Origin of the sequence: Actinoplanes auranticolor (assembly GCF_018332655.1) — a bacterium.
Lineage (GTDB): Bacteria > Actinomycetota > Actinomycetes > Mycobacteriales > Micromonosporaceae > Actinoplanes > Actinoplanes auranticolor.
This window is the reverse complement of the sequence record NZ_BOQL01000084.1, coordinates 29,369-49,969: the sequence shown is the minus strand read 5'-3', so window position 1 is coordinate 49,969 and position 20,601 is coordinate 29,369. Positions and strand designations below refer to the sequence as shown.

Annotated in this window: 26 protein-coding genes and 1 tRNA gene; 14 read left to right on the top strand and 13 right to left on the bottom strand. The window is 71.0% G+C overall.

All coding sequences use genetic code 11. From position 1 onward, the window contains the following. The first annotated feature begins 168 nt into the window (after positions 1-168). A complete protein-coding gene (locus Aau02nite_RS43225) occupies positions 169-882 on the top strand; it encodes a class I SAM-dependent methyltransferase (RefSeq protein WP_212994496.1) in 714 nt (237 codons plus the stop codon). 74 nt (positions 883-956) lie between these two features. Here Aau02nite_RS43225 and Aau02nite_RS43220 read toward each other — a convergent pair whose 3' ends face one another. Then, the gene (locus tag Aau02nite_RS43220) at positions 957-1,487 is read right to left on the bottom strand and encodes a YbhB/YbcL family Raf kinase inhibitor-like protein (protein ID WP_212994495.1); all 531 of its coding nucleotides are present in this window, start codon (positions 1,485-1,487) and stop codon (positions 957-959) included. 356 nt (positions 1,488-1,843) lie between these two features. Between Aau02nite_RS43220 and Aau02nite_RS43215 the strand changes: the two genes are divergently transcribed. Next, positions 1,844-3,046, top strand: coding sequence for a GAF domain-containing sensor histidine kinase (locus Aau02nite_RS43215; protein ID WP_212994494.1), 1,203 nt, complete (start codon positions 1,844-1,846; stop codon positions 3,044-3,046). Between the two features lie 338 nt (positions 3,047-3,384). Here the strand turns inward: Aau02nite_RS43215 and Aau02nite_RS43210 are convergent, their stop codons facing one another. Together Aau02nite_RS43210 and Aau02nite_RS47105 are read right to left on the bottom strand one after the other, a co-directional pair. Beyond that, a complete protein-coding gene (locus Aau02nite_RS43210) occupies positions 3,385-4,026 on the bottom strand; it encodes a GNAT family N-acetyltransferase (protein WP_212994493.1) in 642 nt (213 codons plus the stop codon). Between the two features lie 43 nt (positions 4,027-4,069). After that, complete coding sequence (locus tag Aau02nite_RS47105) at positions 4,070-4,834, bottom strand: C40 family peptidase (protein WP_246595872.1); 765 nt, start codon at positions 4,832-4,834, stop codon at positions 4,070-4,072. Positions 4,835-5,171: 337 nt separating this feature from the next. Here Aau02nite_RS47105 and Aau02nite_RS43200 point away from each other — a divergent pair, with 337 nt between their 5' ends. Together Aau02nite_RS43200 and Aau02nite_RS43195 are read left to right on the top strand one after the other, a co-directional pair. After that, the gene (locus tag Aau02nite_RS43200) at positions 5,172-5,513 is read left to right on the top strand and encodes a YciI family protein (protein ID WP_212994492.1); all 342 of its coding nucleotides are present in this window, start codon (positions 5,172-5,174) and stop codon (positions 5,511-5,513) included. Continuing rightward, positions 5,501-6,712: an RNA polymerase sigma factor gene (locus Aau02nite_RS43195; protein ID WP_212994529.1), complete on the top strand. Its 1,212-nt coding sequence runs from the start codon at positions 5,501-5,503 to the stop codon at positions 6,710-6,712. The genes Aau02nite_RS43200 and Aau02nite_RS43195 overlap by 13 nt, the downstream gene beginning before the upstream one ends. On the opposite strand, the gene Aau02nite_RS43190 is transcribed toward Aau02nite_RS43195, so the two are convergent. Together Aau02nite_RS43190 and Aau02nite_RS43185 are read right to left on the bottom strand one after the other, a co-directional pair. Beyond that, a complete protein-coding gene (locus tag Aau02nite_RS43190) occupies positions 6,681-7,142 on the bottom strand; it encodes a DUF427 domain-containing protein (RefSeq protein WP_212994491.1) in 462 nt (153 codons plus the stop codon). The genes Aau02nite_RS43195 and Aau02nite_RS43190 overlap by 32 nt on opposite strands. A gap of 4 nt (positions 7,143-7,146) precedes the next feature. Further along, positions 7,147-7,440, bottom strand: coding sequence for a hypothetical protein (locus tag Aau02nite_RS43185; protein WP_212994490.1), 294 nt, complete (start codon positions 7,438-7,440; stop codon positions 7,147-7,149). A gap of 48 nt (positions 7,441-7,488) precedes the next feature. Between Aau02nite_RS43185 and lipB the strand changes: the two genes are divergently transcribed. Next, complete coding sequence (gene lipB / locus Aau02nite_RS43180) at positions 7,489-8,121, top strand: lipoyl(octanoyl) transferase LipB (RefSeq protein ID WP_212994489.1); 633 nt, start codon at positions 7,489-7,491, stop codon at positions 8,119-8,121. Here the strand turns inward: lipB and Aau02nite_RS43175 are convergent. From Aau02nite_RS43175 to Aau02nite_RS43165, 3 genes are read right to left on the bottom strand one after another with little or no spacing between them, the layout of a single operon-like run. Further along, a complete protein-coding gene (locus Aau02nite_RS43175) occupies positions 8,090-8,869 on the bottom strand; it encodes a TIGR02452 family protein (RefSeq protein WP_212994488.1) in 780 nt (259 codons plus the stop codon). The genes lipB and Aau02nite_RS43175 overlap by 32 nt on opposite strands. 56 nt (positions 8,870-8,925) lie before the next feature. Beyond that, on the bottom strand, positions 8,926-9,606 hold the full coding sequence (locus tag Aau02nite_RS43170; RefSeq protein WP_212994487.1) for an antibiotic biosynthesis monooxygenase: 681 nt from the start codon (positions 9,604-9,606) through the stop codon (positions 8,926-8,928). A gap of 10 nt (positions 9,607-9,616) precedes the next feature. After that, a complete protein-coding gene (locus Aau02nite_RS43165; protein WP_212994486.1) occupies positions 9,617-10,150 on the bottom strand; it encodes an NADPH-dependent FMN reductase in 534 nt (177 codons plus the stop codon). Positions 10,151-10,239: 89 nt separating this feature from the next. Between Aau02nite_RS43165 and soxR (Aau02nite_RS43160) the strand changes: the two genes are divergently transcribed. Both soxR (Aau02nite_RS43160) and Aau02nite_RS43155 read left to right on the top strand, forming a co-directional pair. Continuing rightward, a complete protein-coding gene (soxR, locus tag Aau02nite_RS43160) occupies positions 10,240-10,665 on the top strand; it encodes a redox-sensitive transcriptional activator SoxR (protein WP_212994485.1) in 426 nt (141 codons plus the stop codon). A 75-nt stretch (positions 10,666-10,740) separates the two neighbouring features. Continuing rightward, positions 10,741-11,436, top strand: coding sequence for a hypothetical protein (locus Aau02nite_RS43155; RefSeq protein ID WP_212994484.1), 696 nt, complete (start codon positions 10,741-10,743; stop codon positions 11,434-11,436). Positions 11,437-11,700: 264 nt separating this feature from the next. On the opposite strand, the gene Aau02nite_RS43150 is transcribed toward Aau02nite_RS43155, so the two are convergent. Then, a complete protein-coding gene (locus Aau02nite_RS43150; protein WP_212994483.1) occupies positions 11,701-12,675 on the bottom strand; it encodes an NAD(P)H-quinone oxidoreductase in 975 nt (324 codons plus the stop codon). Between the two features lie 235 nt (positions 12,676-12,910). Here Aau02nite_RS43150 and Aau02nite_RS43145 point away from each other — a divergent pair. Then, positions 12,911-12,998 (top strand) — tRNA-Ser (locus Aau02nite_RS43145). A 517-nt stretch (positions 12,999-13,515) separates the two neighbouring features. Continuing rightward, a complete protein-coding gene (locus Aau02nite_RS43140) occupies positions 13,516-15,108 on the top strand; it encodes a peroxidase family protein (RefSeq protein ID WP_212994482.1) in 1,593 nt (530 codons plus the stop codon). A gap of 147 nt (positions 15,109-15,255) precedes the next feature. Here the strand turns inward: Aau02nite_RS43140 and Aau02nite_RS47100 are convergent, their stop codons facing one another. After that, positions 15,256-15,387, bottom strand: coding sequence for an AraC family transcriptional regulator (locus Aau02nite_RS47100; RefSeq protein ID WP_307857981.1), 132 nt, complete (start codon positions 15,385-15,387; stop codon positions 15,256-15,258). 76 nt (positions 15,388-15,463) lie between these two features. Here Aau02nite_RS47100 and Aau02nite_RS43130 point away from each other — a divergent pair, with 76 nt between their 5' ends. Both Aau02nite_RS43130 and Aau02nite_RS43125 read left to right on the top strand, forming a co-directional pair. Then, a complete protein-coding gene (locus tag Aau02nite_RS43130) occupies positions 15,464-15,763 on the top strand; it encodes a hypothetical protein (RefSeq protein ID WP_212994537.1) in 300 nt (99 codons plus the stop codon). 32 nt (positions 15,764-15,795) lie between these two features. Next, positions 15,796-16,371, top strand: a complete 576-nt coding sequence (locus Aau02nite_RS43125; RefSeq protein WP_212994480.1) for a DinB family protein — start codon at positions 15,796-15,798, stop codon at positions 16,369-16,371. Here the strand turns inward: Aau02nite_RS43125 and soxR (Aau02nite_RS43120) are convergent. Next, positions 16,355-16,804, bottom strand: coding sequence for a redox-sensitive transcriptional activator SoxR (gene soxR / locus Aau02nite_RS43120; protein ID WP_212994479.1), 450 nt, complete (start codon positions 16,802-16,804; stop codon positions 16,355-16,357). The genes Aau02nite_RS43125 and soxR (Aau02nite_RS43120) overlap by 17 nt on opposite strands. A 40-nt stretch (positions 16,805-16,844) precedes the next feature. Here soxR (Aau02nite_RS43120) and Aau02nite_RS43115 point away from each other — a divergent pair, with 40 nt between their 5' ends. Together Aau02nite_RS43115 and Aau02nite_RS43110 are read left to right on the top strand one after the other, a co-directional pair. Continuing rightward, the gene (locus Aau02nite_RS43115) at positions 16,845-17,525 is read left to right on the top strand and encodes a thiamine pyrophosphate-binding protein (RefSeq protein WP_212994478.1); all 681 of its coding nucleotides are present in this window, start codon (positions 16,845-16,847) and stop codon (positions 17,523-17,525) included. Positions 17,526-17,530: 5 nt separating this feature from the next. Beyond that, positions 17,531-18,418, top strand: a complete 888-nt coding sequence (locus Aau02nite_RS43110; RefSeq protein WP_212994477.1) for a transketolase family protein — start codon at positions 17,531-17,533, stop codon at positions 18,416-18,418. Here the strand turns inward: Aau02nite_RS43110 and Aau02nite_RS43105 are convergent. Together Aau02nite_RS43105 and Aau02nite_RS43100 are read right to left on the bottom strand one after the other, a co-directional pair. Continuing rightward, positions 18,415-18,870 carry a hypothetical protein gene (locus tag Aau02nite_RS43105; RefSeq protein ID WP_212994476.1) on the bottom strand — a complete coding sequence of 152 codons (456 nt, stop codon included), beginning with the start codon at positions 18,868-18,870 and terminating at the stop codon, positions 18,415-18,417. The two genes, Aau02nite_RS43110 and Aau02nite_RS43105, sit on opposite strands and share 4 nt — an antisense overlap. A gap of 58 nt (positions 18,871-18,928) precedes the next feature. Then, positions 18,929-20,059, bottom strand: coding sequence for a thiolase family protein (locus tag Aau02nite_RS43100; RefSeq protein WP_212994475.1), 1,131 nt, complete (start codon positions 20,057-20,059; stop codon positions 18,929-18,931). Between the two features lie 37 nt (positions 20,060-20,096). Between Aau02nite_RS43100 and Aau02nite_RS43095 the strand changes: the two genes are divergently transcribed. Beyond that, on the top strand, positions 20,097-20,519 hold the full coding sequence (locus Aau02nite_RS43095) for a PH domain-containing protein (protein WP_212994474.1): 423 nt from the start codon (positions 20,097-20,099) through the stop codon (positions 20,517-20,519). Positions 20,520-20,601 lie beyond the last annotated feature (82 nt).

The following is a 20,601-nucleotide window of genomic DNA, read 5'->3' as shown; positions in this document are numbered from 1 at the left end:
CCGCACAGTGCATGATGGGTAAGGCCGGTGGGTACCCACAGGTCAATGTCTCAATCAGGCAAAAAATGAGCGGGTGCCCCCCGCTCAACTTTCGGTTGCGCGCAGCGGATGATTAACTCTTCCGGTCCCGCTGTCAGCTCGGATCGGCAAGACGAGGGAACCTTACTTATGGCAGACATCACTGGAGACCAGCGGATCCAGTCCGAAGTGCTCGAAGGCCTCGCCACGGCCGTGAACCACCGCCGGTGGTTCGTGGAGCTCGCTCTCCCGTACCTGGGCGACAACCCGATCGAGATCGGCAGTGGCCTGGGCGACTACGCACTGGAGTGGGCAGAGCACCTGCCCCGCTTCACCGCGACGGAGGCCGACCCCGACCGGCTGGTGCAGCTCAAGGAGCGCCTGGCCGACCACACCAACATCGACGTGCGGCAGATGCTGCTGCCCTCGGCCGACGCGAATGGTGAGTACAGCGCCGCCGTGTCGTACAACGTCCTCGAGCACATCGAGGACCACGTCGGCGCGCTGCGCAGCATGGCCGATCTGGTCCGCCCGGGCGGCCGGATCATCCTGATCGTGCCGGCCTTCATGTTCGCGATGAGCCAGGTCGACATCGCGACCGGCCACATCCGCCGCTACACCAAGAAGACGATGCGCGCCGCCATGACCGAGGCCGGCCTCACCATCGAGAAGCTGCACTACGCGAACGCCCTGGGCCTCATCGGCTACTACGGCGCGACCAGCATCTTCAAGCTGGCGCCGAAGGAGGGCCCGATGGTCAAGGTCTACGACAGCGTCGTGCTGCCGATCACCAAGGCCGCCGAGAGCATCGTGAAGCCGCCGTTCGGCCAGTCGGTCTTCGTGGTCGCCAAGGTTCCCGGCTGACCGCACCGCACTCTGCTCGACGAAGCCCGCCGGATCCGTGACCCGGCGGGCTTCTGCGTGTCCGGGGCCGGGCGTCAGCCCTTGACCTGGTACGTGGGCCGGATCGTGGCCCGGGCCAGCGTGTGGAACGCCAGGTTGAAGCCGACGTAGGCCGGGGTGGCGTCCGCGCCCACCTCGAGCCGGTCGACGTCGATGGCGTGCACCGCGAAGACGTAGCGGTGCGGGCGGTCGCCGGGCGGCGGGGCCGCGCCGCCGTAACCGCTCTCGCCGTAGTCGTTGCGCACGGTGAAGGCGTCTTCGGGCAGGGGGTCGACGCCGCGGTCGAGCTCGGTCACCGACGCCGGCAGGTTCACCGCGACCCAGTGCCAGAAGCCGCTGCCGGTGGGGGCGTCGGGGTCGAAGCAGGTCACGACGAAGCCACGGGTCTCCGCCGGGAAGCCGGACCAGGACAGCTGCGGGGACAGGTTCTTGCCACCGACGCTGGTGTGCGCGTACAGCTCGTCGAGCGGGCGTCCGTCCGCCACGTCCGCGCTGGTCAGCGTGAAGGCCGGGACCGGCGGCAGGATGTCGTACGGATCCGGCGCTTCGGCTCGCTCCAGGCTCATGCTCGGGTGTCCTTCCACGTCGTCCGGCACCCAGATGGCGCCGGTTGCTGACTTCCCCCGTTTGCCGACGGTAACCGGGTGAGGTGTCACACATCTTTCGTCGTGATATCCACCGCGGATGCAGGAACGCACAGGTGGTGCGCGGGTCCGGGCTTGCGCCGGGCGATAGTGGTGTCAGACATCCGACCGGGTACGCAGGGCAGAGATCCCCGTGCTCGGTTGTGATCGGTCGCCCTCCGGCGCCCAGCAAGTCGGCACCCGCCCACCGTGACGGGTGCCGACTGCTATGTGGGACTGCGACCCGGCCGACGCGAGAAACCCTCACATACGCCGTAAAGCGGTGAGAGCATCACCACGTGAGAGTCCTTCTGCCGCCCGACGAGGAAGGCCGTCTGGCCGCCCTTCACGAGGCCCAGGTACTCGACACCCCGCCGGAGGGTGACTTCGACGACATCGCGCTGCTGGCCTCGGAGATCTGCGGCACCCCGGTCGGCATGGTCAGCCTGGTCGACGCCGAGCGGCAATGGATCAAGGCCAAGGTCGGGGTCGACTACGAGGAGACGTCTCGCGACGAATCGTTCTGCGCGCACACCATCCAGGACCACGACGTGCTGGAGGTTCCGGACGCCGGGGCGGACCCCCGCTTCGCGGACAGTATGTTCGTCGCCGGCGACCACAAGTTCCGCTTCTACGCGGGCGCCCCGGTCGTCCTCGACGGCGCCCACGCCGTCGGGACCATCTGTGTCCTCGACCGCATGCCCCGCGAGCTGACCGCGTCCCAGCGCCGGGCCCTGCGCTGCCTGGCCCGGCACACCGCCGTCCAGCTCGAACTGCGCCGCTACGCCCGGCACGCCGGGAACGTCGCCGACCGCATGCGTCAGCTCGACCGGATGAGGGACTCGTTCCTGGCCGGGGTGAGCCACGAGCTCCGGACCCCGCTGACCTCGATCCGCGGTTACCTGGAGATCCTGCTGGCCGACGGCTTCGACCCTGAGACCTCGCAGCGTTTCCTGGCCGTCATGCAGCGCAACTCCGACCGGCTGCTGCGGCTCATCGACGACCTGCTCACCGTGGCCCGGCTCAACGAAGGCGGGATGGAGCTGCACCTGGCCGAGCTCGACCTGGCCGAGCTGGCGCATCAGGTCACCACCGCGTGCCGGCCGCTGGCCGAGCACCGGGACGTGGCGCTGCACAATCTGATGGACCACCCGGTGCTCGCCCGCGGCGACGGCCGGCGGCTCGGGCAGGCACTGAACCACCTGGTGGTGAACGCGATCAAGTTCACCTCGCCGGGCGGCGAGATCATCGTCCGGGGTACGGCCGGCGACGAACCGGAGCTGGTGATCGTCGACACCGGGGTGGGCATCCCGGCCGCCGAGCTGCCGCACGTCTTCGACCGCTTCTTCCGCAGCACCGCCGCCGACCGGATGGCGGCGCCCGGCCCGGGCCTCGGGCTGTCCATCGTCAATCTGATCATCGAGGCCCACCACGGCAGCGTCCACCTGGACAGCGAGCCCGGCGTGGGGACCACGGTCCGGTTGACGCTGCCCCGCGCCTGACGCCCCAGGACGCAGTAGTCGTTGCGGCTGGTCCGGGTGGTGTTGAGGGCGGTGAAAGTCGCCTGGTTGGCGTCGCCACCGGAGCGCAGGTCGAGAGCGAGGCGCTGATAGCCGATCAGGTCCGAGGGCGGCTGCAGCGCCAGGCCGAGCTGGGCCTGGGCGTTCGACTTGGCGTCGACGGCGTTCGCCGTGCGGTACATCGACGAGATCCGGCGGTGGCCGCGGCCAGCACCACGACCATCACGCTCATCGAGACCAGCACGTCGATCATGGTGAAGCCCGCGTCGGACTTCTTCCTCACACCCCTCGATCGGCAGGCGTGGGCCGGAGTGCAGGATTCAGCAGCCGAACAGGGGCAGGCAGGGGGCCAGACCTTCGATGCGTACGCCGACCGTGCGGGCCGCCGCCCAGCCGGCCCGGTCCAGGCGCAGCCGCCGGCCCACCACCGCCTCGCCGCGGACCACGTGCCGGGCGATGCCGTCGTCGGTGTAGCCGAGCTTGCGCGAGACGCCGTACGAGGCCGCGTTGTCCGCGAACGCCTCCGAGACCGCCCACTGCGCGCCCAGCCCGGTGAACGCCAGGTCCAGCACGGCCGCCCGCATCTCGGTGCCGAAGCCCCGGCCGTGGTGGGCGCGTCCCAGCCACGATCCCGTGCCGACCTCGCGCAGCGTGGCGAACTCCCGGGCGTCGAGGGCCTGGGTGCCGATGATCCGGCCGTCGTGCACCGTCACGAAGTGCAGCGACCAGTTGCCGGGCGTCCACTGACCCCACATCCGCCACTGGAACTGCAGCGTGCTGCGGGCAACTTCCTCGGCGGTGCCGTCGGTCCACGGCACCACGAACGGCTGACGGCCGGGGTCGTGCACCCCCGCGGCGGCCACCTCGGCGAGTTGCGCGAGATCGGCCAGGTCCGGAACGCGCAGTTCGAGCCGCGGCGTGTGCAGCCGCAGCCCGAACAGTGGCCAGTGATCGGTGATCATGCGAGGGATTCTCGCGGCCGATCACCGGCCGGCGCCAACCCTTTCAGAACCGTTCGATGTGCAACCCCCGGTAGAGCCGCCGGTAGACGACACCGGTCCGCGAGTTGCCGGCGTCGATCATCATTCCGCCGCCCATGTAGATCCCCACGTGCCCCGGTCCCACGACCAGGTCACCGGGCTGCGCCGCGGCCCGGGAGACCGTCCGGGCGCGAGCCGCCTGGCCGCCCGAGGAGTGCGGCAGCCTCAGCCCGATCTGGGCATACGCGCGCTTGGTGAATCCCGAGCAGTCGAACGCGTGCGGCCCCTCGCCGCCGCGCCGGTACGTCTTGCCGAGCTGCGAACGCGCGTACGCGATCACCGAGGACATCCGCATCGACGTGCGCACCCGGGTCACCGCCCGGCGCTTGGGCACCGCCCGGCGCTGGGATGTGGCCCGTTGTTTGACCGCGGGCCGCGCCACGGCACGGGGCCTGACCACGGCTTCGGCCTGCCGGGCAGCGGCGGCCCGGCGGGCGACGACGGCCCGGCGGGCGACGACGGCCCGCCGCGCCGCGACCCGGCGCTGGGCAGCCGCCCTGACCTCGGCCACGCGGCGGGCCTCCGCGGCCCGGCGTACCTCGTGGATCTTTTTCGTCTCCCGCTGAGCGGACCGCTGCGCCGCCCGGAGCGCGATCGCCGCCGGCCGCGCGGCGGACCGGCGCACTGCCGAGCGGGAGGCTCGCAGCGCAGTGCGGGCCGCCAGGGCCGGTTGGCTCTCCACCACCACCGCCGGCGCGGCGGCCGGCGCGGGGTTCGGCAGGCTTTCCATGGGGGTTTCGACGGATTCGAGAACCGGCGTGCTCACGGCGAGCGCGAGGGCGCCGGCGGCCAGGACGCGGCCGGTGGACGGACGGGACAGCGAAGCCTCCGAGTTCGGCCCGGGGCTCTCACGCGAATCCCAATTCGGTGCGACGGATGGTGCCGCCGTGCCGGTTGTCGTCCCGGAAAGGACGACAATGGGAACCCAGGCGATATAGGTAATTCCGTCGACCATGCCAACACACATTCGGCGCCACGTGACGAAGAACCGAAAAAAAATGCTCCCGGAGTGTCGAACTGAGCGTGACCCGAACGTGTATATGTCATCCGTCGTGAGGAGGAAAAACATGAAGACCTACCTGCTCAGCATCTATCAGCCGGCCGGACCGCCACCCGGGCCGGAGGTCCTGGAACCGGTGATGCGGGAGCTGGCCGCGATCGCTCAGGACATGCAGGACGCCGGCGCTTTCGTGTTCTCCGCCGGGCTGTGCCCGCCGAGCTCGGCCACGGTGATCCGGGCCCGCGAGGGCGACGTGCTGCTCACTGACGGGCCGTTCCTGGAGAGCAAGGAATTCGTCGGCGGGTTCACCGTCATCACCGCGCCGGACCTGGACGCCGCCCTGAAGTGGGGCGAGCGGATGGCCGCGGCCACCACGCTGCCGGTGGAGGTGCGGCCATTTCAGACCTGACCGACGTCTTCCGGGCCGAGTACGGCCGCGCGGTCGCGGTCCTGACCCGGGTCCTCGGCGATCTCGACCTTGCCGAGGAGGCGGTGCAGGACGCGTTCACGGTGGCCAGTGCGAAGTGGCCGGCCGACGGTGTGCCGCCGAGCCCGGCCGGCTGGATCATCACGACCGCCCGCAACCGGGCCGTCGACCGGCTGCGGCGCGAGTCCGTGCGGGCCGCCAGGGAGGCCGAGGCCGCCCTGCCGGCTCCGTCGTCACCGGCCGAGGAGGAGACGGACCAACTCCGGCTCATCTTCACCTGCTGCCATCCCGCGCTGGCGCAGAAAGCGCAGGTCGCTCTCACGCTACGACTGCTCGGTGGACTGAGCACACCGGAGATCGCCCGGGCGTTCCTGGTGCCGGAACCGACCATGGCGCAACGCATCGTCCGGGCGAAGGGCAAGATCCGCGACGCGGGCATCCCGTACCGGGTGCCCGGCGACGCCGAATTGCCGGGCCGGCTGCGCCCGGTCCTGGCCGTCCTCTACCTGATCTTCAACGAGGGGTACGCTGCCGCCACCGGCCCCACGCTCACCCGGGACGACCTGTGCGCCGAGGCCGTCCGGCTCACCCGGCTGCTGGCCGGGTTGATGCCCGCGGAGCCCGAGGTACGGGGTCTGCTGGCGTTGCAGCTGCTCATCCTGGCCCGGCGCCCCGCCCGCACCACAGTGGACGGTTCGATGATCCGGCTCGCCGACCAGGACCGGTCCCGCTGGGACGCGCAGCTCATCGCCGAGGGGCAGCAGATCGTCCGGGAATGCGTCCGCAACGGTCAGCCCGGGCCGTACCAGGTGCAGGCGGCGATCAACGCCGTGCACAGCGCCGCACCGACGTTGGCGGCGACCGACTGGCCGGCCGTCGTGCGCCTGTACGACCAGCTCATGGCCCTTGCACCCAGCCCGGTGGCGGCATTGAACCGCGCGGTGGCGGTGGCCGAGGTCTCCGGTCCCGCGGCCGCACTGCCCATCGTGGAGGCCCTCGATCTCGAGCGCTACCACCTGTTCCACGCGGTGCGGGCGGACCTGCTCAGACGCCTGGGCCGCGGCGAGGAGGCCGCAACGGCCTACACCCGCGCGGCCGAGCTGACCGGCAACGCGGCGGAGCTGGCCTTCCTGCGCCAGGCCCAGGAGCTCACCAGCCCATCGTCGCCGGACCGCCCTTGAACGGTCCGGTGATGTCCGAGGTGATCCACCCGCCGTAGAAGTCACCCTCCTGCGGGCGGACCAGCTCGCCGTCGACCCGGCACTCGTCCACCCGGCTCGGGTAGAAGGCGACGGCTCCGGCCAGGTCCGCGTACGCGGCGGTCGGCTGTGCGTACGACCAGGCGGCGTCGGCCACCCGGCTCTCCCCGACGACCAGGTCCCAGTAGCCGGCGGTGCCCTTGAACTCGCAGAACGAGCGGCGCCGGGCCGGTTGCAGCGTGCCCGGGGCGACGTCGTCGGCGGGCACGTAGTAGACCGGCGGGTGCGAGGTCTCCAGCACCCGCCGGCAGCGGTCGCTGTCGACCAGCGTCACTCCGGCGTGCACCACGGTGACGCGGGCGGTACTGCGTTCCAGCCGCGGCGGGCGCGGGTAGTCCCAGACGGATTCCACACCGTCACGGTACGTCGCTCACCTCGAGCACCCGGGTCGTCGGCGCGGTGTCACCGAGGGCGTCCCGCAGCGCCAGCCGGTGCGGGTCGGTCAGCACGGCCTCGTAGCCGGCCCGGGACTCGAAGGCCAGGATCTGCACCTCCGAGCGGCCGTCCGCGGTGCGCAGCCGGCGTTCCACCGTGCCGCCGTACCGGCCGAGCAGGGCCAGCACCTCGTCCTCGTACCGGCCGCCGGCCTCGGCGTGACCGGCGGCCATCTCGACCAGCGCCACGATCCGCAAGGGTCCCTGATCCGTCATGCCGGCGAGTATCGCAGCGATGCCGTCCCGCGACGCAGACTGGAGGACATGCAGCGAGTGGACCTCGGCGAGGTGCCGTACGAGCAGGCGATGCAGTGGATGGCGGACTGGACGGCCGAGCGCCGGGCCGGCACCGCTCCCGACCGGTTGTTCCTGCTCAGCCATCCGGCCGTGATCACCTACGGGCACACCACCCCGGTCACCGACCTGCCCGGCGGCCTGGCCCGGATCCCCACCGTGCTCGCCGACCGCGGTGGCCACGCCACCTACCACGGGCCCGGCCAGCTGGTCGGTTACCTGGTCATCGACCTGCACGAGCGCGGACCCGGCGACGTCGTCCGCTGGCTGGAGAACGGACTGATCGCGGCCCTGGGGGAGCTCGGCTTCAGCACTGTCCGCCGCGACACCCCGAAGGGCTCGCCCAGCCTGGTCGGCGTGTGGACCCCGGACGGCCGCAAGCTCGCGTCCATCGGCATGCGCATCCGCGGCGGCGTGACCAGCCACGGCTTCGCCCTCAACATCGACCCGGACCTGTCGGTCTTCGACTCGTTCGTGGCGTGCCGCCTGGCCGACGTGTCGATGACCTCACTGCGGCAGCTCTCGGCCACCGAGAGGGTGCCGATGCCGGCCGAGGCGGAGGTCCGCGACGCTATCGCCCGGCAGCTGGAAAAGCAGCCGTGAACTCGTCGCGGTTCGGGCCCAGGACCGCGAACACCACGTGCTCCATCGGGTACACGGTCAGAGCCGCCGCGAAAGCGTCCGCCACCGTCGCCGGGTCGTTGCCGAAGACCCCGCAGCCCCACGCGCCCAGCACGAGCCGGCGATGGCCGTGCGCGGCGGCGACCGCGAGGATCCGCCGCGCCCGGCGGCGCAGGACCGCCGGGACCTCGGCGACCAGCTCCGGCTGATTGCGCCGGATCGCGGAGAGATTCGGCGCAGCCGAGGTGAGAAACGTGACCGGGTACGGCGTCAGCAGCGTCGCCTTGTCGTCGCGGAAGACCGGCACGCCCGGTGAGTAGATGACCCGGTCGGTGTACGTGAGCTCGGCGTGCGCCCGGTGGTACGCGTAGAACTCACCGGCCGCGCGCAGGCACGGGTACAACGCCGAACTGCGGGCGACGCTCTCCTCCTGGGCCTGGGCGCCGTTGAGGAAACCGCCGCCCGGGTTACGGGCCGAGGCGAAGACCAGCGCCGCCACATCACCGCCGAGACGACGCGCGGCGGCCAGAGTGGACTCACCGGTGACCTCGACGCGCCCGGCCACCGCGGGCGCGTCCTCGGGGAGTTCGTCGGTGGGCAGGTAGAGCCGGGTGCCGGCGATCGCGGGCCCGGCGTCGACACGCACCTCGGCGCCTTGCGGATCGCGGTACCAGCCCCGCTCGGCGATCTCCACGGTCTCGCGGGCGATGGCTCTCAATCGTGCGCTCATGATGAGTCCATGATGATCGCCGAGCCGGGCGGGGGCATCCGAGATTCCCGGGGCGGCTAGGCGGTCAGCGTCCGGTGCAGGTGGTAGCGGGTGACGCTCTGGTGGCGTACCCCCGGCATGGTCTGGACCTCGTCCCACAGCGGACCTTGCGCGATCCCGCGGCCGGTGGCCGCCAGGGCTCTGCGATGCGCGTCAGCGCTTTCCCACTCGGCGTAGTTGAGCACGCGCCGGCCGTCGGTGCTGACGTGGAAGTGCGCCCCCAGCCCGCCGGCGGGCAGATCCCCGTCCTGGTCCAGGGCTTCGAAGACCGCGTCCACCCAGGTCCGGGCGACCACGTCGTCGTCCGTGTCGACACGCACGGCGACGATCGCCCCCGGGACGGAGCGCTCCGGCGCCCGGCCGCTGCGGTACAGGCGGTACTCGGCGTAGTCGCGGCGGACGATGCCCGGAACAGCGGCGTCGATGAGGTCTACGCGAGGCTGCCGTCCGGTGCGGTGGAAATCGGCGACGGCCGCCTCACCGGTCCACTGTGAGTAGTGGCGGATGAGATCGCCGTCCGCATCGAGGAAGAGGGAGTAGGCCAGCAGCCCGTCCGGCCAGGGAAAGTCCTCCCACGCGGCGATGACGGCGTCGGCCGTGGTCACCAGCCGGTCCCCGCGGCCCACCGCCCATTCGCTCGACAGCATCAGGCCGGCGTCGGACCGGGCCGGATCGGGATGACCCTGGGTGATCCGCATGGTCGCCACCTCAGGCCGTCACGTACGGGCGAGCCTGGTGAGCATCGCGAAGCGTGACGCCCCACCAGGTGAGGCGGTCCAGGAGCCGGCGCGCCGCGGCGCCGGGCTCGCGCAGATCGAGCGGCCGGCCGTCCGGGCCGAAGCAGGACCGCCCGCCGTGGAAGCTGACGGTGTCGCGCACGGTGACGGCGTGCAGCTCGGCGAAGACCGGCCGCAGGTGCTCGACGGCCCGCAACCCGCCGGACAGCCCGCCGTAGGAGACGAAGCCCACGGGTTTGGCGTGCCACTCCCGGGAGTGGCTGTCGATCACGGCCTTGAGCGGGGCGGGATAGCTGTGGTTGTACTCGGGCGTGACGACCACGAACGCGTCGGCCGCCGCGAGCCGCGCGGTGACCGAACCCGCCTCGGCCAGGTCGATGATCTCGGCGGCCAGGTCGGTACGCCCAGCGGCCTCCCCGGCGAACCAGGCGGCGACGGTGGGCCCGAAACGCCCGTCCCGGGTGCTGGCGACGATGACGGCCACGCGGAGTGGTGATGCGGACATGGTGTCCTCCTCGGTCGGTGCGATGACGGGACCGACGCTAGAACCCCAACTAATGTTGAGGTCAAGCCGCGAGCAGGAGGTGCCGTCGTATGGAGCTGACCGTCGGGGAACTGGCGGCCCGCAGCGGGGTCGCGGTGTCGGCCTTGCACTTCTTCGAGCGCCAGGGCCTGATCACCAGCCGGCGCACGGCCGGCAACCAGCGCCGGTACCGCCGCGACGCGCTGCGCCGGGTGGCGTTCATCCGGATCGCCCAGCGGGTGGGCATCCCGCTCAAGGAGGTGGGCGCGATCCTGGCGTTGCTGCCGGACAACCGCACGCCGAACCGCGAGGACTGGGCCCGGGTGTCGCAGTGCTGGCAGGAGGAGTTGGACCAGCGGATGCGCCACCTGGAACAGCTGCGCAACGACTTCACCGGCTGCGTCGGCTGCGGGTGCATGTCGATCGACCGCTGCCCGCTGATCAACCCGGACGACCAGCTCGGACGCCAGGGACCGGGCCCCCGCCGCCTGCTCTGAGCGGTGATTGCTTCCCGGATCCGGACCTGCCAAAATCGGACATATCCCCAATCGTCCGAGAGGCAGTTCCCCCCGATGCGCCGTTCCGCCCTGCTCACCGCCCTGACCGTCGGGGCCTCGTTGCTGCCGGGCCAGGCGCTGCCCGCCCAGGCCGCGCCGGCGGCGGTCAAGATGACCTTCGACGCGGCCCCTGAGCCGGTCGCCAAGGGCGCAACCCTGACCCTGACCGGCCGGGTGTGGCGGGCCGCGCGAGGAAACCGGGCCCGGGTGGACTTCTACTTCCACGCCAACGGAACGCCGGCGAACTCGTACACCTACCAGGGCTTCGCGACGACGACGGACGCTGGCACCTTTCGCCGTGACGCCATCGCGCAGACCACCGGCACGTGGAAGGCGGTCTACGCGGGCTCGACGAGCCGCCGCAACGCTGCGCGGCTGGACGCGGTGCAGGTGTTCCAGCGTCGTTCGCGGGAGATCGCCGGCTGGTCGCACGAGACGAGCTCGTGGCAGAGCCCGACACTGCGAATCCCGACCCAGGACTACAAGGCGATCGTGTCCTGGACGTGCCCGGAGGAGGGTTCGCCGTTCCTCTACCTGACGTGGACGGGTCAGGGCGGCGGGTCCGAATACGTCCACGGCGCCAAGCCGGCCGGGACGCTGACGCTCAACGGTCACGCGGGGGCTCGTAGTGGCTTCTTCAAAGTGAGCACGTCGGCCGGCTGCACCTGGCGGGTGCGCGTCTTCTCCGGGATCGCCGCCTTCCAGGTCTGAGCCCGCATCGTCGCTGTCGGAGTTGGAGCCTTGATGGCCGCCGTGCGGGTCTGAGCCCACATGGTTGCCCTTCCGGGTTCAAGCCTTGTCGGCCGCCTTGCCGGCCCGTGCCCGCACGGTCGCCCCTTCCCGGTCCGAGCCTTGTCGGCCGCCTTGCCGGCCCGTGCCCGCACGGTCGCCCGTCCGGGTCCGAGCCATCCGGATTCGAGCCGTTTTTGTCGCCGTCCAGTCCGACCCGTTTGTCACCGTCCGGGTTGGGCTCGGTCAGGGAAGCAGCAGGATCTTGCCGAGGTGGTCGCTGCTCTCCATGAGACGGTGGGCCGCCGGAGCCTGCGCCATCGGGAACGTGCGGTCGATGATCGGGCGGATCGCTCCCGCGTCGACCAGCGGCCAGACCCGCTCGCGCACCCCCTTGACGATGCGGGCTTTGTCGGCTGCCGGGCGGGCGCGCAAGGTCGTCGCGGACACCGAGCCACGCTTGGCCATGAGGGCGCCGAGGTCGAGCTCCCCGCGGCGCCCGCCCTGCAGGCCGATGATCGCGATGCGACCGTCCGGGGCCAGGGCGGCCACATTCCGGTCGAGGTACTTCGCGCCGATGATGTCGAGAATCACATCGACGCCCCGGCCGTCGGTGGCCCGCTGCGTCTCCGTGACGAAATCAGCGGCCGTGTAGTCGATCGTCAGGTCGGCACCGAGCACGCGCAGCTGATCGTGCTTGGCCTCGCGGGCGGTGACCAGCACCGTGGCACCCAGCGCCTTGCCCAACTGGATCGCAAAGGTGCCGATGCCGCCGCCCCCGCCGTGCACGAGCAGCGTCTCGCCCTTGCGCAGGCGGGCGATGTCCACCACGTTCGACCAGACGGTGCAGGCGACCTCGGGCAGAGCCGCCGCCTCCTGCACGGACATCTGCTGCGGGATCGGCAGGAGCTGGCCCGCGGGCACCGCCACCTGCTCGGCATAGCCGCCACCGGACAGCAGGGCACAGACCCGCTCGCCCACGTGGTGGCCGGTCACGCCGGCGCCGATCGCGCTGATCACGCCGGAGCACTCGAGACCGGGATAGGGCGGCGCGCCGGGCGGGGGTGGGTAATGGCCTTGGCGCTGCATCACGTCGGCCCGATTGACCGCCGCGGCCGTCACCTCGACGACCACCTCACCGGCAGCCGGGGAGGGGTCCGGCACCTCGGCCCAGACGAGGGCGTCGGGGCCGCCGGGGTCATCGATCGTGATCGCGTGCATGGAAACAGCTTGCCCGAGGCGTACGACAAAAACCGGAGAAGGCCCGCGGGTGGCACCCACCGCCACCCGCGGGCCTTCCGTCTGTGGGGGTGCAGGCGTGGTACCCCGATCGCGGCGCCTTACGCCGGCCCCCGTCCACCTCTAGCCGGCGGCGCTCGGCGGGCGGCGGCGCGCCTGGCCGCCCGTCCCTTCCGTGCCGGGTGCGGCGATCTGGCAGACTGAGTGCCGCCGTACGGGAGGGCTCGCCTAGTGGCCGATGGCGCCGGTCTTGAAAACCGGTGAGGCGTTACGCGTCTCCGTGGGTTCGAATCCCACGCCCTCCGCTCTCAACACACGAACGATGCCTCTGCTCAGCGGAACGCTCGCAAGAGGAAGTCTCGCCTACCAGGTGCCGGTCTCCCTCAGTCCCACTTGGTCTATCTCGGACCGGCGCCGCTGCCCCCATACGGCCTGGAGTTCGGCAGCGGGATCAAGCTGCGTCGCCCTGGTGACATGACAGCTGGGCGGGCCACCCGGACGCCTCCAACCAGCCCCCACCCAGGGACTACGGCGATAGCGACGTCCTAACGCTGCGTTCGTGACGTCAGGTGGACCCGCGCGCCTTGTCGGCGGCAGGTCTGACCGGGACGTTCGGCGGCGTACCGCGGCTGTCATCGCCGGACGGCCCTGGTCGTCAGCGTCAAGGAACCGTTGGGATGACCGCGACATGGATCTTTCGGTTGGTTAAGGAGTAAAGCGCTGTTTGTCCGTCGCGTCGCATTTGCGATGGGCTCGGTCGCGCCTACCTTGCGTAGGCGAAGCGGCGGGGATGCTGCTCGGCAGTGACAAGAGGAGCCGATGATGGCCAGCAACAACGATGCGTACCCGACCGACGAGAAGGAGCCGTCCGGATGCCCGGCGGGGCGGACCGGGGTGGCCCGGCGGACCGTGCTGGGCGGAGCGACAGGCGTGGTCGCCGCGTCGATCTGTGAGGTCGCCCTGCCGGCCGAGGCCGGTGCAGCACAGGCGGCCGGGCAGACCGCGCCGACCGTCGAGCGGGCGGCACGCTGGACCCACGCGGCCGGCGTCCAGCGCGGCACAGACATCGCGGTGCGGGCCGGACGGGCCAAAGAGGGCCGGTTCGGCGTCATGTTCAAGGACGCGAACGGGTTCGCACCGCCGGACGAGTTGCTGAAGTCGCTCGCCGCCCAGATGGGCGAGCCCGCCGGCCCCAACCCGTTCGATCTGGACAACCCGCGTATCCCGGCCGGGTTCACGTTCCTCGGTCAGTTCATCGACCATGACATGACGCTCGACCGCACCCCGATCCCCGAGCAGCAGGTCGATCCCCTGGCGCTGACGAACTTCGACACGCCGCAGTTCGACCTGGGGTCGCTCTACGGCCGGGGGCCCGAGCGCGACCCCGACCTGTATCAGGCCGGCGGGACCGGCCGGATGCGGGTGGTCCGCACCGCGGAGGGTGTCGAGGATCTGCCCCGGCGTGCGGACGGTACGGCCTTCGTGGGAGACGGGCGCAACGACGAGAACCTCATCATCAGCCAGCTGCACCTGCTGTTCGCCAAGTTTCACAACAGGTGCCTGGACACCGGACTGGCCCGCAACCTGGCCGAGGCGCAGCGGCTCACCCGCTGGCACTTCCAGTGGATCATCGTGCACGACTTCCTGGAGCGGGTGGTCGGCGCCGATGTGGTCAACCGGTTCCTCGGCGTACGCGGCCGGGTCAGCCGGGAGTTCTACAAGCCGAAGAACCCGAACCGCCCGATGATGCCGATCGAGTACTCGGTGGCCGGCTACCGGTTCGGGCACAGCATGATCCGGGCGACGTACCTGATGAACGCCCGCAGCACGCCACCGGTGATCGCGCCCATTTTCGGTGCCGAAGGCGCCGACCTGCGTGGGTCGCGGCCGCTGCCGGCACGCCTGGAGATCGACTGGCGGCACTTCTTCGCCGTTCCCGGGCAGCCGGACGCTCCGCGCAACCAGGCCCGCCGGATCGACGCCAAGCTGTCCCGCCCGTTGTTCGATCTGCCCCCGACGGTGGTGGCCGACGCCATGACCTCGCTCGCCGAGCGCAACCTGATCCGCGGTAAGCGCCTCGGGCTGCCGGCCGGCCAGGACGTCGCCGCGCGAATGGGCGTGGCCGCGCTCAGCAACACCCAGCTCGGGCTGCCCGACCCGAACAACCCGGGCTGGCAGGGCAAGGCACCGTTGTGGTTCTACCTGCTGCGCGAGTCGGAGCTGCAGGCCAACGGCGAACGGCTCGGTGCCGTCGGCGGCCGGATCGTCGCCGAGGTCATCCTGGGCATCCTCGACACCGACAAGGCCTCCTACCTGCACGCGAAGCCCGGCTTCGTGCCCGTCGCCCCGATTGCGGCGACCCGGGGGCAGTTCCGGATGGGCGACTTCATCAAGTTCGCCCAGGCACTCAGCTAGTGCGCTGACCGGGAACGTGGGCCGGATCAGCGATTTCGGCAGATCGTGCGGCGTCAGACCGGGTCACCCGATCCGGCTGCGCCGGGCGATCGTCGGACACGGTTCCGCGTAGCCCAGTGCCGTTGAGCGCAGTGGGGAGCGACCTCGCTAACGAACCGTGGCTTTGTGGCGCCGGTATTTGCCGGGTGCGGTGCCGTACTGGCGTTTGAAGGCGTTGGCGAAGGCGAACTCCGAGGTGTAGCCGATGCGGGTGGCGACTTCGCTGAGTGCGAATCCCACGCCGCCGCTCCCGCCCATGGTCTTCCCTTGAGGATCGTTCTTCCGGCAAGCTGGCCCTATGGGCGAGGTACTTCCGATGCCGACCGTCGGTGACGTCTTCCAGGATGTACGCGGCGACGACCGCACCATGCGCGTCAGCTACCACCAGGACCGCGGCATCACCGTCGTGTCGCTGTGGGCCGGCACAGTATGCCGAGGCTCCTTCCGCCTGGCCACCGAAGACGTCGGCCGACTGGCTGCACTCCTCTCCGACATAGCGTCACCCCCCGGGGCGACGCCGTCTCCGGCGGCCGAAACGGCACCCGAAGCCCAGCCGGCCCCCTCGCCCGAGCAGACAGGCGACGTCAGGATGAGCGCGGTCCCCCGGGTCGCCTGACGGCACGAGGCCGGCGTGGCAGGCTCGCGCCCATGATCGACGAACTCGCCAAAGCGACCCTGCAGGAAGAGCTCCAGTTCACCCGCCAGGCGCTCGTCTGGAAGCTCGACGGCCTCTCCGAGTACGACATCCGCCGCCCGCTCACCGCGACCGGGACCAACCTGCTCGGCCTGGTCAAACACCTGGCGACCTGGGAGGCCCGCTACCTCGGTGAGATCTTCGGCCGGCCGTTCCCGGAGCCGCTGCCCCGCTGGCAGGACTCCGACGGCGGTGACCTGTGGGTGACCCCGGACGAGACCCGCGACGAGATCATCAGCTTCTACCAGCGCGCCTGGGAGCACGCCGACGCCACGATCACGGAACTTCCTCTTGACGCACCCGGTCACGTGCCCTGGTGGCCGCGCCCGCACGTGACGCTGTTCACCATCGTCGTACACGTTCTCAACGACACCACCCGGCACGCCGGGCATGCCGACATCCTGCGGGAGCAGCTCGACGGCCGGACCGGGGTGGCGGCCGGGTACGAGGAGCAGATCGACACGGCCGCCCGGGCGGCCCACTGGGCGAGGGTCGAGAAAGCGGCTCAGGACTTCAGCCCGGCGGATTGATGATCATCTGGGGGCCTGTGCCGCGGGCGGCCAGGCGGTCCTCGGGATTGATCAGTTTGCAGCGGCTCAGGCTCAGGCACCCGCATCCGATACACCCGGTCAGCTGATCGCGCAGCCGTTCCATCATCGCGATGCGGGCCTCCAGCTTGCGCCGCCAGCGCGCCGACAGCCGGGCCCAGTCGGCCTTCGTCGGCGTCCGGTTCTCCGGCAGCTCGGCCAGCGCCTCGCGGATCTCCTCCAGCGACACCCCGACCTGCTGGGCGATCCGGATGAACGCGATCCGGCGCAGCTCGTGCCGCTCGTACCGTCGCTGGTTTCCGCCCGTGCGCGTCGACCGGATCAGTCCTTCGCGCTCGTAGTAGCGCAGAGCCGACTGCGCCACCCCGCTGCGGACTGCCATGTCGCCGATGGTGAGGAGCTCCACTGCCGACATCCCTTGAGTTGAAGTGAAGTTTAACTTGCAGGCTGAGGATATGACCACGACAGCGGTAAATCCAGACCTGCTGGGCACTCTGCTGACCCGGCTGACCGGTGATGAGAAGCACGCACCCAGCGCTTACTCGACGCTCGACGTGCTCTGGGTGCTCTACGACCGGGTGCTTCGGGTGTCGCCCGACACCGTTGACGATCCGGACCGCGACCGGTTCCTGCTCTCCAAGGGGCACGGGCCGGCCGGCTACTACGCCGTGCTCGCCGCCAAGGGGTTCATCCCCGTCGACTGGCTCGACGATCTCGGCGGGCCGGAGAGCCCGCTCGGCCACCACCCCGACCGGGTGCTGATCCCCGGCGTCGAGATCGGCACCGGCTCGCTGGGGCACGGGCTCGGCCTCGGCGTGGGCACCGCCCTGGGACTGCGGGCGCAGGGACTCGACGCCCGGACGTTCGTACTGCTCGGCGACGCCGAGCTGGACGAGGGTTCCAACCATGAGGCGATCGCGTACGCGGCCGCCGCCCGGCTCGACAAGCTCACCGCGATCGTCATCGACAACCAGTCGTCCACCCACGGCTGGCCCGGCGGGATCGCCAGCCGGTTCCCGGGCTGGACCGCCTCCACAGTGGATGGCCGCGACCACGAGGCCATCGAGATCGCCTTGCGGCAGCGTGACCGCGACCGTCCGCACGTCGTCGTCGCCGCCGTCGAGAAGAAAGGCTGAGGATCATGCGAGAGACCTTCGTCGCCACCACCACCGCTCTCCTCGAGGAGGATCCGCGGACCGCCGTGGTGCTCGCCGACATCTCCGGCGACGCGTTCGCGCCGGCCCAGCGCCGGCATCCGGACCGGGTGATCAACGTCGGCATCCGCGAGCAGCTCATGGCCGGGGTCGCCGGCGGGCTCGCGCTGACCGGGCTGCGGCCGTACGTGCACTCGTACGCGCCGTTCGTGATCGACCGCGCCTACGAGCAGATCAAGCTGGACCTCGGCCACCAGGACGTGGGCGCCGTCCTGGTCAGCATCGGTGCCTCGTACGACGCGTCCAGCGAGGGTTACACCCACCAGTCACCCGGCGACGTGGCGCTGCTGGACACGCTCGAGGGCTGGACCGTGCACGTGCCGGGTCACCCGAACGAGGTGCCGGCCCTGCTGCGGGCGGCCGCGCGCAACGACGACCGGATCTACGTGCGGCTCTCGTCGCAGCAGAACAGCCGGGCGTACGCGGCGACCGACAAGCTGCAGGTCGTGCGGCAGGGCTGGGCCGGGGCGCCGGTGGTGCTGGCGGTCGGGCCGATGCTCGATCCGGTGCTCGCCGCCACCGCGGACCTGGATGTCACGGTCGCGTACACGTTGACGCCGAGGCCGCTCGACACCCGGGGGCTGCGGGAGCTGGTCAGCCGTGAGGTGGTCGTGGTGGAGCCCTACCTGGCCGGCACGTCGAGCCGGCTGGTGGCGGCGGCGCTGTCCGACGTACCGCATCGCGGTCTGCATCTCGGGGTGGGCCGCGCGGAGCAGCGGCGTTATGGCACCCCCGCCGACCATGCGCGCTGGCACGGCCTGGACGCGACCGGTCTGCGCGCCTCGATCAGCGCCTTCCTCCGAGCAGGGAGCTAAGCGGCGACCGTGGCCGGGAACGCAGGTGTGCGGCGCTCGCGGAACACGTGCTTGAGCAGCGCGTCGACGTGCCACACCTGCGCCGGCTCGGCCAGGCGCATGCGGAACCGCTCGCGCACCCCGTCCACCGCGGTCGCGGCGACATCCACCACGGAAGTGCGCAGGTCGGGGTGCCAGGTGACGTCGCTCAGGTGGCGCAGGTTGGCGTTCAGGTGCAGCCGCAACCGGTGCAACACCCGGGTCTCCTGGATCACGACCATCCGGCGGTACGTGAGTAGCAGCAGGAAGTCACCGGCGAGCGGCCGGTCCGGGCTGACGCACCGGGTGACCAGCACCGTGGCGTCGTCGGGCTCCACGCAGCGGCGGAAGATGGGCATGTGCCGGCTCACGGTGGGGATCGCGACCCCGGCTTCGGCGGCGGCGGGCAGGAACGTACGGGAGAACACGTCCATGTGGCGTTTAACGGCCGGGGAACGGGGAAGCAGCGGGGAACACCCGATGAATATCGAATTACAGGAGTTCCAGCACCGTGGCGTTGGCCATTCCGCCGCCCTCGCACATCGTCTGCAGGCCGTAGCGGATCTTCGTCTGTCGCATGTGGTGGATCATCGTCGTCGTGATCCGGGCGCCGGAGGCTCCGAGCGGGTGTCCCAGGGCGATCGCCCCGCCGCGCGGGTTGAGCCGGGACGGGTCGCCGCCGGTCTCCGCCAGCCAGGCCAGCGGTACGGGCGCGAACGCCTCGTTCACCTCGTACACCCCGATGTCGTCCAGGGTGAGGCCCGCCTTGGCCAGCACCTTCGCGGTGGCCGGGATCGGCGCGGTCAGCATGATGACCGGATCGGCCGCCGCCACCACCGCCGTGTGCACGCGGGCGAGCGGCCGCAGGCCGTGCGCCGCCGCCCAGCGTGAGCTGGTGACGGCCAGAGCAGCCGCGCCGTCGGAGATCTGCGAAGCGGAGCCGGCGGTGACCACGCCGTCGGCCTTGAACGGCGTCTTGAGCCCACCCAGCTTCTCCAGGGTGGTGTCGCGCCGGATGCCCTCGTCGCGGGTGACGCCGCCGGCCGCGACCACCTCGGCGTCGAACTCGCCGGCATCCTGCGCCTTCGCCGCCGCCTCGTGGCTGGCCAGCGCGTACTCGTCCAGCTGCGACCGGGACAGGCCCCACCGCTCAGCCATCATCTCGGCGCCGACGCCCTGGTTGAACACGGTCGTGCCGTAGCGCTCGGCAACGGCCGGACCGTACGGGTCGGCGCCGGCCGCGCTGGAGCCCATCGGCACCCGGCTCATCGACTCGACGCCCCCGGCCACCACCAGATCGGCCTGCCCGGACAGCACGGTCGCCGCCGCGAAGTGCAGCGCCTGCTGACTGGAGCCGCACTGCCGGTCCATCGTCGTGCCGGGCACCGACTCGGGCCAGCCGGCCGCCAGCACGGCGTTGCGGCCGATGTTCCACGACTGCTCACCCACCTGGGACACACAGCCCCACAGCACGTCCTCGACGTCCGCCGGGTCGATGCCCGTGCGCTCGGCCAGCGCCCGCAGCACCACCGCCGACAGGTCGACCGGATGCACCTGCGCCAGCCCGCCGTTGCGTCGTCCGACAGGTGTGCGTACCGCCCCCACGATCACCGCGTCTCGCATACTGCCGACGGTACGCCGGACTGCCATAGTGGTGTCCATGTCGCCTCTTCAGTGGCGGGTGCGGCCCGTCCTGCCGATCGTCAAACTGCTCGGCGCGGTGGCCCTGGTGGTGCTGGTCGTGGCGTTCGGCGGCGAGGACCCGGTGCAGTGGTTCGTCGCGATCGTGGTCGCCGCCACGCTGACCGGCTGGGCTGTCCGGGACCTGGTCGCGCCGGTCCGGCTCAGCGCGGACACGAGCGGAGTCACCATGGTGGTCGGTTTCATCCGGCGCCGGCATGTGGCCTGGCCGCAGATCGAGCGGGTACGGGTGGACAGCCGCGAACGCATGGGCCTGCGCAACCGGCTGCTGGAGATCGACGCGGGCGACAGCCTGCACCTGTTCAGCGAGCACGAGCTGGGCACGGATCCCGAAAAGGTCGCCGAGGCCCTGAACGCCATGCGAGCGAACGCCCCGCTCTAGGGTAATTGCGGGGATCCGTCACCGTACGGCGCCGATGGCGGCGATGATCGTTTCTGGTCGTCATCGCCCGTATCTGTGCTGA

What these genes read in the sequence shown, in the direction of transcription:
- Aau02nite_RS43175 (WP_212994488.1), bottom strand. Translation starts at nt 8,869, where the DNA reads ATGAGCGCACGATTGAGAGCCATCGCCCGCGAGACCGTGGAGATCGCC.
- Aau02nite_RS43220 (WP_212994495.1), bottom strand. Translation starts at nt 1,487, where the DNA reads ATGAGCCTGGAGCGAGCCGAAGCGCCGGATCCGTACGACATCCTGCCG.
- Aau02nite_RS43165 (WP_212994486.1), bottom strand. Translation starts at nt 10,150, where the DNA reads ATGTCCGCATCACCACTCCGCGTGGCCGTCATCGTCGCCAGCACCCGG.
- Aau02nite_RS43155 (WP_212994484.1), top strand. Translation starts at nt 10,741, where the DNA reads ATGCGCCGTTCCGCCCTGCTCACCGCCCTGACCGTCGGGGCCTCGTTG.
- Aau02nite_RS43125 (WP_212994480.1), top strand. Translation starts at nt 15,796, where the DNA reads ATGATCGACGAACTCGCCAAAGCGACCCTGCAGGAAGAGCTCCAGTTC.
- Aau02nite_RS43170 (WP_212994487.1), bottom strand. Translation starts at nt 9,606, where the DNA reads ATGCGGATCACCCAGGGTCATCCCGATCCGGCCCGGTCCGACGCCGGC.
- Aau02nite_RS43095 (WP_212994474.1), top strand. Translation starts at nt 20,097, where the DNA reads ATGTCGCCTCTTCAGTGGCGGGTGCGGCCCGTCCTGCCGATCGTCAAA.
- Aau02nite_RS43115 (WP_212994478.1), top strand. Translation starts at nt 16,845, where the DNA reads ATGACCACGACAGCGGTAAATCCAGACCTGCTGGGCACTCTGCTGACC.
- Aau02nite_RS43105 (WP_212994476.1), bottom strand. Translation starts at nt 18,870, where the DNA reads ATGGACGTGTTCTCCCGTACGTTCCTGCCCGCCGCCGCCGAAGCCGGG.
- Aau02nite_RS43200 (WP_212994492.1), top strand. Translation starts at nt 5,172, where the DNA reads ATGAAGACCTACCTGCTCAGCATCTATCAGCCGGCCGGACCGCCACCC.
- Aau02nite_RS43100 (WP_212994475.1), bottom strand. Translation starts at nt 20,059, where the DNA reads ATGCGAGACGCGGTGATCGTGGGGGCGGTACGCACACCTGTCGGACGA.
- Aau02nite_RS43130 (WP_212994537.1), top strand. Translation starts at nt 15,464, where the DNA reads ATGCCGACCGTCGGTGACGTCTTCCAGGATGTACGCGGCGACGACCGC.
- Aau02nite_RS43210 (WP_212994493.1), bottom strand. Translation starts at nt 4,026, where the DNA reads ATGATCACCGATCACTGGCCACTGTTCGGGCTGCGGCTGCACACGCCG.
- soxR (WP_212994479.1), bottom strand. Translation starts at nt 16,804, where the DNA reads ATGTCGGCAGTGGAGCTCCTCACCATCGGCGACATGGCAGTCCGCAGC.
- Aau02nite_RS47105 (WP_246595872.1), bottom strand. Translation starts at nt 4,834, where the DNA reads ATGGAAAGCCTGCCGAACCCCGCGCCGGCCGCCGCGCCGGCGGTGGTG.
- Aau02nite_RS43140 (WP_212994482.1), top strand. Translation starts at nt 13,516, where the DNA reads ATGGCCAGCAACAACGATGCGTACCCGACCGACGAGAAGGAGCCGTCC.
- Aau02nite_RS43110 (WP_212994477.1), top strand. Translation starts at nt 17,531, where the DNA reads ATGCGAGAGACCTTCGTCGCCACCACCACCGCTCTCCTCGAGGAGGAT.
- Aau02nite_RS43225 (WP_212994496.1), top strand. Translation starts at nt 169, where the DNA reads ATGGCAGACATCACTGGAGACCAGCGGATCCAGTCCGAAGTGCTCGAA.
- lipB (WP_212994489.1), top strand. Translation starts at nt 7,489, where the DNA reads ATGCAGCGAGTGGACCTCGGCGAGGTGCCGTACGAGCAGGCGATGCAG.
- soxR (WP_212994485.1), top strand. Translation starts at nt 10,240, where the DNA reads ATGGAGCTGACCGTCGGGGAACTGGCGGCCCGCAGCGGGGTCGCGGTG.
- Aau02nite_RS43150 (WP_212994483.1), bottom strand. Translation starts at nt 12,675, where the DNA reads ATGCACGCGATCACGATCGATGACCCCGGCGGCCCCGACGCCCTCGTC.
- Aau02nite_RS43185 (WP_212994490.1), bottom strand. Translation starts at nt 7,440, where the DNA reads ATGACGGATCAGGGACCCTTGCGGATCGTGGCGCTGGTCGAGATGGCC.